14 protein-coding genes are annotated in these 13,987 nt (G+C 51.1%); 12 read left to right on the top strand and 2 right to left on the bottom strand.

All coding sequences use genetic code 11. The features are described from left to right. Nucleotides 1-14 precede the first annotated feature (14 nt). The 10 genes from IEW12_RS11810 to IEW12_RS11765 all read left to right on the top strand — a co-directional run bounded on the left by IEW12_RS11810 (nt 15) and on the right by IEW12_RS11765 (nt 9,042). Nucleotides 15-785 carry an ABC transporter ATP-binding protein gene (locus IEW12_RS11810; RefSeq protein ID WP_188566239.1) on the top strand — a complete coding sequence of 257 codons (771 nt, stop codon included), beginning with the start codon at nt 15-17 and terminating at the stop codon, nt 783-785. Then, the gene (locus tag IEW12_RS11805; RefSeq protein WP_188566238.1) at nt 782-1,501 is read left to right on the top strand and encodes an ABC transporter ATP-binding protein; all 720 of its coding nucleotides are present in this window, start codon (nt 782-784) and stop codon (nt 1,499-1,501) included. Before IEW12_RS11810 ends, IEW12_RS11805 begins: the two co-directional genes overlap by 4 nt. 21 nt (nt 1,502-1,522) lie before the next feature. Beyond that, on the top strand, nt 1,523-2,728 hold the full coding sequence (locus tag IEW12_RS11800; protein ID WP_188566237.1) for an ABC transporter substrate-binding protein: 1,206 nt from the start codon (nt 1,523-1,525) through the stop codon (nt 2,726-2,728). Nucleotides 2,729-2,760: 32 nt separating this feature from the next. Further along, the gene (locus IEW12_RS11795) at nt 2,761-3,648 is read left to right on the top strand and encodes a branched-chain amino acid ABC transporter permease (RefSeq protein WP_188566236.1); all 888 of its coding nucleotides are present in this window, start codon (nt 2,761-2,763) and stop codon (nt 3,646-3,648) included. Then, nucleotides 3,645-4,610: a branched-chain amino acid ABC transporter permease gene (locus IEW12_RS11790; RefSeq protein WP_188566235.1), complete on the top strand. Its 966-nt coding sequence runs from the start codon at nt 3,645-3,647 to the stop codon at nt 4,608-4,610. Before IEW12_RS11795 ends, IEW12_RS11790 begins: the two co-directional genes overlap by 4 nt. Next, nucleotides 4,558-5,040 (top strand): hypothetical protein, encoded by a 483-nt coding sequence (locus tag IEW12_RS11785; protein ID WP_188566234.1) that lies wholly within the window; start codon nt 4,558-4,560, stop codon nt 5,038-5,040. Before IEW12_RS11790 ends, IEW12_RS11785 begins: the two co-directional genes overlap by 53 nt. Nucleotides 5,041-5,095: 55 nt before the next feature. Further along, entirely contained in the window at nt 5,096-6,088 is a 993-nt protein-coding gene (locus tag IEW12_RS11780) for a porin (protein WP_188566233.1), read from the top strand. A gap of 343 nt (nt 6,089-6,431) precedes the next feature. Beyond that, on the top strand, nt 6,432-7,811 hold the full coding sequence (locus IEW12_RS11775; protein ID WP_188566232.1) for an aminotransferase class III-fold pyridoxal phosphate-dependent enzyme: 1,380 nt from the start codon (nt 6,432-6,434) through the stop codon (nt 7,809-7,811). Continuing rightward, nucleotides 7,798-8,526, top strand: a complete 729-nt coding sequence (locus IEW12_RS11770; RefSeq protein ID WP_188566231.1) for a haloacid dehalogenase type II — start codon at nt 7,798-7,800, stop codon at nt 8,524-8,526. Before IEW12_RS11775 ends, IEW12_RS11770 begins: the two co-directional genes overlap by 14 nt. 21 nt (nt 8,527-8,547) lie before the next feature. Further along, on the top strand, nt 8,548-9,042 hold the full coding sequence (locus IEW12_RS11765) for an Lrp/AsnC family transcriptional regulator (RefSeq protein WP_188566230.1): 495 nt from the start codon (nt 8,548-8,550) through the stop codon (nt 9,040-9,042). A gap of 239 nt (nt 9,043-9,281) precedes the next feature. On the opposite strand, the gene IEW12_RS11760 is transcribed toward IEW12_RS11765, so the two are convergent. Beyond that, nucleotides 9,282-10,754, bottom strand: coding sequence for an MFS transporter (locus IEW12_RS11760; protein WP_188566229.1), 1,473 nt, complete (start codon nt 10,752-10,754; stop codon nt 9,282-9,284). Between the two features lie 93 nt (nt 10,755-10,847). Between IEW12_RS11760 and IEW12_RS11755 the strand changes: the two genes are divergently transcribed. After that, nucleotides 10,848-11,756, top strand: coding sequence for a LysR family transcriptional regulator (locus IEW12_RS11755; RefSeq protein ID WP_188566228.1), 909 nt, complete (start codon nt 10,848-10,850; stop codon nt 11,754-11,756). Nucleotides 11,757-12,480: 724 nt separating this feature from the next. Here IEW12_RS11755 and IEW12_RS11750 read toward each other — a convergent pair. After that, nucleotides 12,481-13,155, bottom strand: a complete 675-nt coding sequence (locus tag IEW12_RS11750) for a glutathione S-transferase (RefSeq protein WP_229751059.1) — start codon at nt 13,153-13,155, stop codon at nt 12,481-12,483. A gap of 128 nt (nt 13,156-13,283) precedes the next feature. Between IEW12_RS11750 and IEW12_RS11745 the strand changes: the two genes are divergently transcribed. After that, nucleotides 13,284-13,865 carry a TetR/AcrR family transcriptional regulator gene (locus IEW12_RS11745; RefSeq protein ID WP_188566227.1) on the top strand — a complete coding sequence of 194 codons (582 nt, stop codon included), beginning with the start codon at nt 13,284-13,286 and terminating at the stop codon, nt 13,863-13,865. The last annotated feature ends 122 nt before the right edge of the window (nt 13,866-13,987 follow it).

Genomic DNA, 13,987 nt, shown 5'->3' with positions numbered 1-13,987 from the left:
GCATCCTAAAAATTATGAACGCGCCAATTCTAAGTATTCAAAACCTGCAGTGCCATTTTGGCGGATTGAGAGCGCTCGACGGCGCATCGTTCGAGATCACTGGAAAAAAAGTAACTGGGTTAATCGGCCCAAACGGAGCGGGGAAAACTACCTTGTTCAATTGCATTACCGGATTGCTGCCAAAAACAGCAGGGAAGGTGTTGTTCAAAGGACAGGACATCACCGGCAAGACATCCGACAAGATTACGCAGCAGGGTCTTATTCGTACTTTTCAGCTTGCAAGAGGCTGCCCGCGAATGACCGTATTCGAACATTTGATGCTATACGGCCGCAAACAATTGGGTGAAGGAGTGCTGGCTGGCCTGATCAGTGGAAGTCGGGTGAAACGCGAAGAAGAAGATCTACGTGAGCGTGCCCTGGCCATGGCGAGGATCTTGAAACTTGATCATGTGCTAGACAATTTAGTGACGGACCTATCTGGGGGGCAGAAAAAGTTGCTAGAGATTGGTCGTGCGCTCATTTCTGAGCCGGACCTGATTCTTCTCGATGAACCGATGGCCGGAGTCAATCCAGCCCTGGTGGAACAAATAGCCGAGCACCTGAAAGACATCCGCGCCCGGGGCGTGAGCGTACTCCTGATCGAACATGAGATGGCACTCATCGAGCAGTTATGCGACGAGGTCGTAGTGATGGCCGCTGGCAAATTTCTCACCAGAGGAAGTTTCAAAGACGTCGCCGGCAACAAAACAGTGCAAGAAGCCTACTTGGGGATGAAACGATCATGACGACATTGCATATCACGGACGTTCGGGGCGGATACGCCACAGCCGAAGAAATCGTCAAAGGAGTAAATTTATCCGTCGAGCCAGGAGAGTTGGTCGTGATCATTGGGCCGAATGGCGCGGGGAAGTCAACTTTGCTCAAACTTACGGCGGGACTTCTTAAACCAAAAATGGGTGGGATCTTTCTGAATGATCTCCCCGTGCATCCTGGTGACGCAGCCGCTGCGTGCAAAAGTGGCCTCAGCTTTGTACCCCAGGAGAAAAACGTATTTCAGAATCTAACCGTGCTCGAGAACCTTGAAATAGGTGGGTATCTACTGAAAGCGGATCGCAAGCGAAGGATAGAGGAGCAACTGGAGCGCTTTCCTTTGCTGCGTCAACGGCTGAAGGATAAGGCTGGCGGGTTGTCTGGAGGCCAGCGCCAAGTGCTCGCAGTAGCAATTGCACTTATGACACAACCCTCTGTATTGCTGCTTGATGAACCGACCGCGGGCCTGTCACCAGCAGCAGCTGACGACATTCTTGGACAGATCCGAACGCTCGCCGACAACGGGCTTTCAATTCTCATGGTCGAACAAAATGCATTGATCGCATTGGAGTATGGCACCCGTGGCGTGGTTCTTGTCGCCGGCAAAAAGGTCCGAGACGAAAAAGCAGCACAACTTGTAGCGGACGAACAGATCCGCCAATTGTTCTTAGGAAGTGGAACAGTCCATTAAATTTAACCGGGGGAGTATCAAATGAAGAGCACTAGAAGAGAGTTCATGGTTTATAGCGGATTGGGGCTTAGTGCAATGGCATTGCCTGCTCTCGTTTTTGGCCAGGACAAAGGCCCAATCAAAATCGGGGTACTAATCCCTTTGACAGGGGCAACCAGCCAGTTTGGTATGACGATGGGCAAAGCTGCTAGCTTAGCAGTCCAGGAAATCAATGACGCCGGTGGAGTCCTCGGTCGTAAAGTAGAAATTGTCATTGAAGACGACCAAAGTAATCCGGAAGCTGCGGTACGGGCTGTGCGCAAACTGATCGATGTAGACAAAGTCGTAGCAGTCTGCGGAAGCTATGCGTCCGCTGTTACTTCCGCGGTCGCGCCATTGTGCTGGGAATCAAAAACGGTCCTTCTAACCTCGTCGGGGGCGGACAGTATTACGAAACTGCCCCATCAAGGCTACATCTTTCGCACCTCTCCTACTGTGACTCTGCAAGGCACACGTGTCGGAAATTTTGCAGTTGAACTCGCGGCCAAGAATGTTTTTTTCCTTGGTCCTCAAACGCCATTCGCACAGTCCTATATCGACATCATCGGCCGGATAGTTGCCAAGAATGGCGGGAAGTGTAGCGGTCTCATTTACGAAGACAAAAAAACGAGCTACCGTTCCGAGGTCGATCAGGCATTGAAGAACAATCCTGACGCAATTATTCTCGGTGGTTACGTACCTGACACGGCTGTTGTGCTGAAGGATTTATACAAAGCCGGTTACTCAGGAAAGCGCCTGGGATTCTCGTTCGGTGTCAATCAGAAGCTGGTGGAGGGCGTTCAGAAGGAAGTTCTTGAGGGAACTTATTCTTTGGTCCCGTCCGCGGCGGTCAGCTCCCGCGCGTACGCCAATCTTATAGCGAAGATGAAGCTGGACGCGTTGGACTCCTATAGCTGCCAGGTGTATGACCATGTCAATTTGGTTGCGCTGGCGTTAGCAAATGCTAATGCCGTGAGCGGTACGGCCGTGCGAGACAGCATTCATTTATTTTCTCATCCTATCAGCGGTGCCCCTGTAGCGGTGAACAGCTTCCAGGATGGCGTAAAACTGCTCGCTTCCAAAAAGTCAGTGACCTATCTCGGCGCCAGCGGTCCGTGCGAATTCGAAGAAAACGGCGATGTTAAGGGCGTCTACTTCCGCTACGAGCAAATTCGTGCAGGAAAGATAGTCACTGTCAAAGTCGCCTAGTCGGGGCTAATCAATTTCATTAAGGCATTATCATGGTCTCGGACATATTTCAACACGTGATCAATGGCCTGATGCTGGGAGCGGTACTTGCGCTCCCAGCGCTAGGATTAACATTGATTTTCAGTGTTCTCGGTTTCGTCAATTTCAGTATTGCTGCACAGATGACTGCCGGCGCATATGCCGGTTGGCTCGCTAACAGCTATGGACATTGGTCATTGGTGCCCTGTGTAGCGGTGTCATTCGTATTTGCAGGGCTGCTTGGCGTGCTCGGTGATCGCCTTGCATTATTTCCAATGCGGAAAAGAATCACGGCAAACACTCCGCTTATGGTGGCGATCGTTTCAATTGCGCTCAACCTCATTCTCGAAAACGCATTCAGGTTTATTTTTGGTAACGGCCTGAATAGTTACGAATTCGATATTGCCCGTGACATTCATTTCGCTGATTTCAGAATCGGCCCCCAGCAAGCACAGAACTTGCTGATTGCACTGGTGATCGCTAGCGTCTTGGCCGCATTTTTCTCGCTTACTCGCCTAGGCAAAGCGATGCGTGCAGTCGCGGACAACCCGGATCTGGCTCGACTAAAAGGCATTAGTCCGACGAATCTATCTGCTGTGGCGACTTTTATTGGGATGGGCCTTGCCGGAATTGGTGGCGCCCTATTAGCGATCGACACCAGCGCCGACCCTTCTACTGGCGGGCGCTTGATGCTGTTAATTTTTGCAGCGAGTGTTGTCGGTGGCTTGTCTAGCCTGAGCGGGGCGATATTTGGTGCGCTCTTGATTGGGGTAGCTAGTGAGGTGTCAGTGATGGTTGTGGCTCCTGTGTACCAAACTGCAGTCGCCTTTCTGTCTATCGTATTGATCTTACTTGTTAAGCCTGCAGGGCTTTTCTCAGGATTCGCGGGAGCAAAACGATGACCTCATATCTCATATTTGTAGCAACAGTAGCCGGCATCTATGCGATGTTGTCGTTAGGGCTGGTCACGATTTGGGGCCAGGGCGGCATGGTGAATCTTGGTTTAGTTGGTTTTTTTGCCGTGGGCGCCTACGCTTCGGCGATTTTGACTGAGAGAGGGCTGCCGATTGCGCTCGCCTGGCTCGCCTCTGCCGTTATTGCGGGTATGGTCGGCGTGGCATTGACATTCGTAACGCGAAAAATGCGCGGAGACTATTTGGCCATTGTTTCGCTCGGATTTGCAGAAGTGGTCCGGGTAATTGCGATGAACGAGACCTGGTTGACACGTGGTAGTGACGGAATTTCTGGGATTCGCTCTCCATTGAAGGCGGAGCTGGGCGATCTGTTCAGTTATTTTTATCTGGCACTTGTCTGGGCAATAGCAGGGTTGACTGCATTTGCACTCACGCGACTTTTCAGGTCCCCGTTTGGCCGAGCACTTCGCGCAATACGCGATGACGAACAGGTGGCGGCGGTCGCAGGAAAGCCGGTTCTTCGATTCAAATTAAATGCATTCTTTATAGGTGCCCTAGTGACTGGCCTAGCAGGCGCCATGTATGCACATCTTACAAGTTTCATTGCGCCAGATAGTTTCATTCCGTTGCTAACCATATACATATTCCTGGCTGCCACGACTGGCGGATACACCAGGGTTAAAGGGGCAATCATTGGTGCCATCTTCGTTGTTGCATTGCTCGAATCGACTCGCTTCCTTGCCGGGGCAATTCCATCTCTCAATGCGGTCCAGGTTGCGTCAGTGAGAGAAATGGTCATAGCACTGGCACTAATCGTCATCATGCGGATCAAGGCAGACGGTTTCTGTCCGTCAAAAACTGAGAAATCTGGCGTAGTGAGTCGTAACGGAAACAGAAATGATGAATCAAAAACTAATATTGTCGCGATCTCTGTACGAGATGCGGCCTGAACAAGCATCGACTCTCACTTCCGCAATTGCGGCGAGGGTGTCCTTCGGCATGTTTAGTGTGCTTGCCGTCGATTGGGAAAAGAACCTAGTTAGGCGAGTGTTTTCGACAGACGCAATTAATTACCCGGTTGGTGGGGAAAAAAGGCTAATGGAAAGCGATTGGGCCATGCATGTCATCGCTAGAGGCGAAGTATTTTTCGCTTCAACACCGCAGAGCATGGCTGCAGCTTTTGCCGACTACGACCTGCTTTCTTCACTGGGTCTCGAATTCGCAATGAATGTGCCTATCAGGCAGAACGGCAAGACCTGCATCACGTTAAACCTTTTACGTGAAGCGGAGGAATTCACTCCATACGATGGATGCGAAGTTTTGCGGGTATTTGGTCAGTGGTTTTCCAAACTGAATTCCAACCAAAACCAAACAACCTAGAGCCGGTCTCCGGTCATCATAAAAAAGCTGAAGTATTCAAATACAGGGAATGAATATGAAGAAGAGTGCATTGTTGTTTGCAATATTGGGGGGGAGCGCGCAGGCTGCACTGGCGCAGTCGTCGACCACGGTATATGGCGTCGCGGACATGGGATTGGTGGTTGAAAATGGGAGCGCCGCAGGCTCCATCACAAAATTGACCAGCGGGGTCGGTTACGGTTCGCGGGTAGGTTTTAGGGGGACTGAGGACCTCGGTGACGGTATGTCTACAAAATACGTGCTGGAGGCAGGCATATTGATGGATTCAGGAGCATCAGCTCAAGGGGGACTCGCATTTGGACGTCAAGCCTATGTCGGATTAACAGGATCCCCAGGCTCGGTCACACTAGGTCGGCAATACACCCCCTATTACTGGACGCTTCTCACCGTCGCAGATCCTTTTGTCACAGGGTATGCAGGGACGGCGACAAATTTGATGGCGAATCCAGGCCGCGCGAATAATATGGCGCTTTACACAACCCCGACAATCGGCGGTGTGACGGGCGAGCTATCTTATTCATTTGGTGAAGTAGCCGGCAATATCACTGCGAGCCGTGCCTCTGGTGGTTCATTGGGCTATGTGAACGGCCCCCTCGTGATCAAATTTAGCTTCAACAATGCTACAAACGCTACTGGCACCGACAATGCAAAAAATCTGCTGCTTGCCAGTGCCTACAATTTTGGTCCGGTGAAGTTACATGCCGCCTATGCTCAAAATAAGGGATTAGGAACCACCAATACCCAGGATGGGCTGATAGGCGTGACTGTTCCATTTGGTGCGAGTCGCATCCTTGCGTCCTATGTCGCGAAGAATGATAAGTCAGGCGCAAATCGCGATGCGCATCAATTCGGACTTGGCTACATATACAACCTGTCCAAGCGCACCGAACTCTATACCGCCTATGCACACATCAGTAATAAGAATGGCGCAACCTACATAGTAGGAAATGGCACCGAGCTTGGTTCCGGAAACAGTGCTTTCAACTTAGGTATGCGTCACTTTTTCTAATTTGATGCAAAAGTGATTTAGTTCGCCGTCGTTCTATCCGTCACGTCTGCTCGAACCTTTCCCAAACTGGATGAAAGGCCAGTCGAAGCCAGTTCTTGCGCGGATAATTGCCACTGAGTCTCCATCCCTTTCTGGTACAAAGGGATTTACCTGTAGCTCTGAAGCTACAGGTTTTTTTCATTTAATTTTGACTACGCATGCATTTTGGATGCCTTTCGTAAAGCAAAATCTTCCGGAACTGACCGTAACTTCGGCAATTTTTGCTTTTTGGAGATATCAAGACACATGAAAAGGCGTGTCGACTATACCTATACTGACTCCATTACATGAGATGGAGATCGCAATGAATATCGACGCAATGCGCGAGAAAAACCGGCAGCACTGGATACATCCTGTGAGTTCCTGGTTGGACCAGGAGCACAGCAATGCAAAATTGCTTTCCAGTGGCAAGGGAGCATGGCTGAGGGATGCCGAGGGAAACGATATTCTGGACGGATTCTCCGGCTTATGGTGTGTAAACGTAGGCTACGGTCATGAGTCAATTGTCCAAGCGGCGGCAGAGCAAATGCGCCGATTACCCTACGCGACCGGATATTTTGGATATGCCTCAGAACCGGCAGTTAAACTGGCGGCGGCACTAGCTGACATAGCGCCTGGCAATTTGAACAAGGTATTTTTTACCTTGGGAGGCTCGGACGCTGTAGATACAGTCATACGCTTCATCAAGCTTTACTTTAACGTTACTGGGAAGCCTGACAAAAAGCACTTTATTTCCTTGCAGCGCGGGTATCACGGATCAAGTTCGACGGGCTCGGGGCTTACTGCACTGCCGGCATTCCATAACGGGTTTGACCTTCCTTTGCCATCTCAGCACCATATTCCTTCGTACTATCCTTATCGCAACAGTGATGCACAGAGTGACGATGAAATTATCGCGCTTTCAGTCACGCAGCTAAAAGAGAAAGTTTCGGAACTTGGCCCAGAGAACGTGGCAGCTTTCTTTTGCGAGCCCATCCAAGGCTCTGGTGGAGTCATCATACCGCCTGTGGGGTGGTTGGCGGCGATGCAGCGCGCTTGTAAAGAATTGGGGATTCTGTTTGTGGTCGACGAAGTCATAACGGGTTTCGGCCGCACCGGTCCAATGTTTGCTTGTGATGCCGAAGGTGTTTCTCCCGACTTCATGACCGTTGCTAAGGGATTGACCGCCGGATATGCGCCAATGGGTGCCGTGTTTATTGCAGATCATATCTACCGTGCTATTGCCGATGGCCTGCCTTCCGGTGAATTGGTGGGGCACGGATTTACTTATTCTGGTCACCCTGTCAGCGCTGCAATCGGACTTGAAGTCTTGCGGCTCTATCAAGAAGGTGGAATTTTGGAGAATGGCCGGAAGGTCGGAGAATATTTTGGAAATCAGCTTGGCAAGCTGATTGACCATCCGTTGGTAGGTGAGGTCCGTTCACGTGGATTGCTAGCTGGCGTCGAACTTGTAACCAACAAAGCATTGAAAACAAAACCGGATCGCTCTTTGAAATTAGGCGAGAAGATTTTGGCGGCAGGCTATCAGAACGGATTGATCTTTAGAGCTTTTGGCGACGACATTATCGGGTTCGCGCCGCCGCTCTGCTGTACCCCGGCTGAGATAGATCAGCTGATAGTCAAATTTACGAAATCACTAAACGATGTTCTAACCACCAAGGAGATTCAAAATGCAATTAACTGATTTCAAAGCACTGACATTCGACTGCTACGGCACGCTGATCGATTGGGAAACCGGCATCTGGACTGCTTATCAACCTTTGGTGGAGCGAATTGGAAAATCGCTCTCAAGGGATGAGATTCTGGAGACGCACGCGCGCCATGAAGCAGATCAAGAAGCCTTGACACCGGGAATGATTTATTCCGAACTGCTTGGCGTGGTGCATTCCCGTGTCGCAAAGGAATGGGGTACAACCGCTACACAAGAGGAAGGGGCAGTGTTTGGTGCATCCGTCGTCAATTGGCCTGCGTTTATTGACTCGGCTGCTGCGCTGCAATACTTGAAGAAATATTATAAATTAGTGATACTGTCCAATGTCGATCGGGAGAGCTTCAAAGGAAGTAATACACGGCTGCAGGTGGAGTTCGATCATATTTTCACTGCGCAAGATGTCGGCTCGTACAAACCAAATCCAAAGAATTTCGAGTACATGCTGGAAAAATTGGCGGCAGAGGGAATTCAGAAGCACGAAATTTTGCATACGGCTGAAAGCCTGTTCCATGACCATCTGCCAGCCAATAATTTCGGTATTGCATCAGCATGGATCTATCGTCGCCATGCTCAAGAAGGATTCGGCGCCACCCAGCGTCCTGCTTCGATGCCGCATTATGATTTTAAATTCACTAGCATGGCAGAAATGGCAAAGGCTCATCAGGAGGCTCTGCGCGATAAGTCCTAATTAAATAAACAAGGGGTAGCGATGACAAGGGTTCCTAAGCTAGATCGTATTGACGTCCGAATTCTAAGTGAGCTGCAACGCAACGGACGAATTAGTTACAGCGATTTGGCTGACGTTGTAGGACTGTCGTCCAGCCCCTGCCTTTTGCGGGTTCGTAAGCTTGAAGCTGCGGGCTATATAAGCAGTTACGGCGCTCAGATAGATTTAGCGAAATTAGCGGATCCGCAGGTCGTCTTCACGCAAATTACACTTTCCAGCCATCGAAGAGAAGATTTCATTCGATTTGAAGCGGCAGCGCGAAGCCTTGACGAGGTAATGGAAGTTCATCTGGTGAGCGGAGGTTTCGACTACCTGGTTAAATTTATGACCTCTGGGATTGCGGAATATCAGGCAATTATTGACGATCTTTTAGAGCAGAACCTAGCCATTACAAAATATTTTAGCTTTATAGTGCTTAAATCCCCAATAGTGAAAAAACACTATCCGGTGCAAAAGCTGTTGGCTGATAACGAGTAAAGAAACATCGTATATAAAGCAGGCGCTGGTGATCGTTGACCGTCATTCCGGTTTGCACTGACCACCCGCGCTGGAATGCGCTGACCGCACTCGCTGGTGTTGACCGCTTCGTTTCGGGTCATGTTAAGGAAGTTACTATGACGTGGCTATTCACACCACTAGGCCATACTTAGGAAATCAAATAAGCAATGAGAATCGAAGCGTCGCTCTCGGGATTCTGAGCATGTGAACTCGAACCTTCAATTGGTTTCGCCCTTGGTAATCATTTCTACGGGCAGTGACGCTGATTTGGTAATCAATCGTATTCTAATACCTACAAAGCTGATGATGGCGCCGATGCCAAGTGCGAGACCCGCCATGATTAGCGCGACATGCATACCCGCAAGGAGTTTTTCCGGTCCTCCTGCGACCAACGATCCGAATACCCCGACGCCGATGACGCCCCCCGTCTGGCGCGCAGAGTTTAACGCTCCAGAGGTAATACCTGTCCGTTGCCTATCGGCACTGGCGAGAACAGCAGCCGTCATCGCGGGGACTGTCAACGCCACACCGATGCCCGCCGCTAGCAATGGACAGACGATGACGCTGTAGGGGGTTCTGCCGTCGATGCCTGCTAAAGTTAAGTAACCGCAGGCAGCTAGCGCCTGCCCCATCACCATGGGTAGCCGCGGCCCGAACCGCGCGGTCAGCCGACCAGAAATCAAATTGGCGACGGTTACAAGTACCGTCATCGGCAGAAAAGCTAGTCCGGTCATCAACGGTGAATACCCCTTTGTCGCCTGGAAGAACAGGCTAAACACAAACATAAGCCCGTAGTAGGCGAAGTTGGTGAGGAGTCCAACGACGCAGGATGCGCTCACCACTGACGAGCGAAACAATGACAGCGGCAGCATAGGGTCCGCGCCAAGGGCTTCTGCCAATAGGAACAACGCGCCGGCCACCGAGAAACAGGCAAAACCTGACAGGACTAGCGGATGCGTCCAGCCGAGTGCGCCGCTCTCGACGAAGCCGAGGGTGAGCCCACCTAGCGCGAGAATCGCCAGTACTTGCCCGGCGAGGTCCAATCCACGGTTCGGTGTCTTTGAACCCGACGGCGCATAGGATAAAGTCAACCAGATGCCTAGGAGCCCAAGTGGTAGGTTGAGGAAGAAGATACTCGGCCAACCGAAGCGATCCACCATGATGCCGCCAACAACCGGCCCGGCCGCAAGAGCCAAGCCTCCAACGCCAGCCCAAATACTCACGGCTCGGGCACGAGAGGTCGCATCCGGAAAGCTAGCGCTAAGCAACGCCAACGAGGCTGGTACACAAAGTGCCGCACCCATTCCTTGGACGACGCGGCTGGCAATGAGGGAACTGATTGTGCCCGCCATGCCGCAGGCCAGTGACGCAATGGTAAACAACGCAAAACCTATGACGAAGATTCGTCTGGCACCGAAGCGGTCACCAAGGGCACCTGCCGTTAGCAGCAGACTCGCAAAGACCAGCGTGTAAGCGTTAATGATCCATTGCAAACCGGTCACGTTGGTGCTGAGCGACGCTTGGATCCTTTCCAGCGCAACGTTCACGACTGTGACGTCGAGAATGACGAGGACGAAGCCTAGACTGGTGGCTATCAAGGTCAGGCGCGGCGATGTTGATTGATTCGGTTTCAGATAAGACATGAGAAGAGGGGCCCAGAGATTGTTTTCTTGTTGGAGAATGGTCGCCACGAAAACCGCTGACTAATTCCAATCTCATTGTATTACCCTGAAAAATTATATAAACTGCCATTTTATTTGATGACTACCCAGAAAATATTGGCAATGGACATCTTCAAGGCTATGGCTATCTTCATCCGTGTAGTGGATACGGGGAGTCTGACGGCGGCGGCAGCGGAACGCGACCTTTCGCCAACCATGGTGGGCAACCATTTGCAGGCGCTAGAAGATCATCTCGGTACACGCCTCATCAATCGGACCACGCGGCGGCAAAATCTGACCGAATTCGGCAAGGCCTATTACGAACGATGCATTGAGATCCTCAGTCTCGTTGCGGATGCCGATGCCCTTGCACTCGAAACGCAGACCAGTCCCAAAGGGCGGCTTCGGGTTACCGCATCTGCGACTTTCGGCACAGAACGATTGATACCCGCGCTCGCCGACTATACGGCGCGTTATCCCAAAGTCGATCTCGACGTGGTCATCACCGACGCTGTCGTGGATTTGGCTGAGGACGGATTCGAGGCGGCGATCCGCCTTGGCAACCTTCAGAGTTCCGACCTAATTGCCCGCCCGCTTGCACCGTATAGATTGATGATTTGCGCCGCACCGAATTATCTAGCGAAGCGTGGCGAACCGCGCCGACCGGCGGATCTTGCTCAGCACGATTGTTTGGCCTATACCTATTCCTCGCGGTCCGAGTGGCGATCGGCACAGGCATCCTGGCGCATGACCGGTCCAGAGGGCGAAATCAGCGTGCCGATTTCGGGCCGGATGCAGGTCGACAGCGCTCAAGGGTTACGCCAGGCTGCGCTCGCTGGCATGGGCATTGTCATGTTGCCTGAGATAATGCTGTCAAAGGATATCGAGGACGGCCATCTCGTTCGCCTACTCCCTGAATACACGCCGCCGGCCCGGCCGTTGAACCTCATCTACCTACGTGATCACCGTATGTCGCCTAAGCTGCGCAGCTTCGTCGATTTCGTGGTGGAACGCTTCAGCTTGAAGCCATGAGTGGATATTTGCATCATGCTTGCCATTAATTTGGAATGGACTATGCCTTCCAGTACGCGCAATCTTTGCCAACAGGATGCAAAAGTCATTGCCACTCTGTCGCATAGCGTTGCCGCGAAATAGAATTCGACAGTACCACTATTTAGCTTTTTGGTTTGCCACCAAGCGGCTATTTTTCTGCCTGCGCATCCACTTTCAAATGTCTTGTTTTTTTGGACGGAAAAATATCTATTTCTAGAGACAGAAATTCGTGGCTATTTTATATGCGTAGAAGTAGCTTTTTGTCCTGCATACGATTCGCTTTTTCACTTGCATCAAAGTGGCGTTTCAACTGCATAAGAATGGCCTTTCGAATTGCCACGTGCTTCAATGTACGTTGCCGCTCCCCTCTATTCGCGAGAGACGCAGGATTCATGCGCATGGTGAGGATGCGCACGTACTCGAAAGTTAGGAAACTATCTCGCGAATCGACGAATTGCGAAAATGCCTGCCACGGCTTCGCGCGGGCGATTGCCATTAAATGTCTTTTTAGTCTGCATGGAATTAGTATGTTCACCTGCCACTTATGAATCCGTAGCGGCATCAATGAGATTGTGCTCTCTAGGTCGGCAACGCTCATAGAAAGACATTTACCTAGAGTCTTAACCGGCCAGCAGCGGACGTTTGCATGTCGTTCCACGCAACGTCCGCCCCATCTTCACTTCGCAACTTCTCACAAGCCCTCTTAACTAGAAAACGCCGGTTGGGTTGCAACGCTCTCGCGCTGTCTCATCCGTTCGTACCATGAAAGCAAGGCTCTGCATTCGGGCGGAATGTCCAGATTTACGATAGCAGCAAATACTAGACCACCGATGACGGTAATGTCAGCCATCGAGAATTTGTCGCCAGCAATGAAAGGTTGCCGCTGGAGCACTTTGTCAAAGTAATGCATGCCGCGAAGCGCCTTATCGCGCTGACGGAATCCCCATTCTGGATTTTGATACAGCTCCACCAACGGACCCAAGCCTGGTGTCCCATGGTGAAAATATACGCTAATAGCGTCAAGCAATTCGATTTCGGCCCGCTTGTTCATCATATGAATGATCCCCTGTTCCAGAGGCGCGGTGCCAGTGAGGCTGGGTGACCCATCTAGCGTATCGAGATACTGGGTGATGGCAGTGCATTCGGCTATCAGCGTGCCGTCCGCCAATTCGAGCACCGGCAGCGTTCCAGAGTAATTTCTTTGCTCGATGAATTCTGGCTTCTTGTGTTCGCCCTTGTACAAATCGACCAGCTCGAACCGGATTTTCATTTGCAATTTCTTTTCTGCGACCGCGATTCGAACGCGCGTCGGATAGGGGCCGACCGGAAAGTCATAGACCGTCATAGTGGGGCCGTTGTTGGTAGCGCTAGATGTCATTGAATGCTCCTGAAGTAAATGGAATCCCCCATAAAACGGTAGCGGTTTAAAAACTAACTAACGTTCGTTAGGCTAAACAATATGCGCTATACTTGCTCTCGTCAACCAATTTTTTTGAGGACATCATCTTGAGTAGCAATGCGAGCGCTAGCTCTAGCGAAAAGATTCTTGCCGCAGCCACGCGTATTGCGCAGGCCCATGGCTATGGGGGGTTAAATCTGCGTACTTTGGCCGAGCAAGTGGGTATCAAGGCGGCAAGTCTTTATCATCATTTTCCAAGTAAGGCCGATTTGGCTACTGCAGTGGCGCGACGCTATACTGATGATTCAGCAACGACCTTGGAGGCGATAGCAATGGAAGCTGGCAAACCGGAGATATGTCTGCGTCGGTATCCAGAAACGTTCCGCCGGTCGTTGGAGAACGGAAATCGTATTTGCCTTTGCAGCTTCATGACTGCTGAATACGACGACTTACCGGCAGGGGTTCAAGCGCAAGTGCAAGCGTTTGCGGACGTGAACGTCGCATGGCTAGACAAAGTGCTGCAGATGACTGGAATGAAGCGAAAACCTGCTGAGCTTCGCGCTCGCGCAATCTTCGCAGCCGTTTCAGGGGCCCAGCTAATGGCGCGAGGAAGAGCAGATATCGCCCTCTTCGATTCAATAATCGAAAGTTATCATACGGCGGGTCTTTTTTCTTCTGAGAGTCCGTAGTTAGATAGGATATTAAACGAGCCGCAAATATCGTGCGTATCAATACAATCCGGATCACGAGTGCGATAACCTTGGCGAACCATTAAATCCGTCGTTGAAAATAATTTGGCCCCTTCAAGCGA

Origin of the sequence: Parundibacterium terreum, from assembly GCF_014636315.1 — a bacterium.
Lineage (GTDB): Bacteria > Pseudomonadota > Gammaproteobacteria > Burkholderiales > Burkholderiaceae_D > Undibacterium > Undibacterium terreum.
The sequence above is the reverse complement of the archived record's forward strand: the minus strand, read 5'-3'. Positions and strand labels throughout refer to the sequence as shown.

What these genes read in the sequence shown, in the direction of transcription:
- IEW12_RS11800 (WP_188566237.1), top strand. Translation starts at nt 1,523, where the DNA reads ATGAAGAGCACTAGAAGAGAGTTCATGGTTTATAGCGGATTGGGGCTT.
- IEW12_RS11790 (WP_188566235.1), top strand. Translation starts at nt 3,645, where the DNA reads ATGACCTCATATCTCATATTTGTAGCAACAGTAGCCGGCATCTATGCG.
- IEW12_RS11805 (WP_188566238.1), top strand. Translation starts at nt 782, where the DNA reads ATGACGACATTGCATATCACGGACGTTCGGGGCGGATACGCCACAGCC.
- IEW12_RS11810 (WP_188566239.1), top strand. Translation starts at nt 15, where the DNA reads ATGAACGCGCCAATTCTAAGTATTCAAAACCTGCAGTGCCATTTTGGC.
- IEW12_RS11755 (WP_188566228.1), top strand. Translation starts at nt 10,848, where the DNA reads ATGGACATCTTCAAGGCTATGGCTATCTTCATCCGTGTAGTGGATACG.
- IEW12_RS11770 (WP_188566231.1), top strand. Translation starts at nt 7,798, where the DNA reads ATGCAATTAACTGATTTCAAAGCACTGACATTCGACTGCTACGGCACG.
- IEW12_RS11765 (WP_188566230.1), top strand. Translation starts at nt 8,548, where the DNA reads ATGACAAGGGTTCCTAAGCTAGATCGTATTGACGTCCGAATTCTAAGT.
- IEW12_RS11750 (WP_229751059.1), bottom strand. Translation starts at nt 13,155, where the DNA reads ATGACATCTAGCGCTACCAACAACGGCCCCACTATGACGGTCTATGAC.
- IEW12_RS11775 (WP_188566232.1), top strand. Translation starts at nt 6,432, where the DNA reads ATGAATATCGACGCAATGCGCGAGAAAAACCGGCAGCACTGGATACAT.
- IEW12_RS11780 (WP_188566233.1), top strand. Translation starts at nt 5,096, where the DNA reads ATGAAGAAGAGTGCATTGTTGTTTGCAATATTGGGGGGGAGCGCGCAG.
- IEW12_RS11795 (WP_188566236.1), top strand. Translation starts at nt 2,761, where the DNA reads ATGGTCTCGGACATATTTCAACACGTGATCAATGGCCTGATGCTGGGA.
- IEW12_RS11785 (WP_188566234.1), top strand. Translation starts at nt 4,558, where the DNA reads ATGATGAATCAAAAACTAATATTGTCGCGATCTCTGTACGAGATGCGG.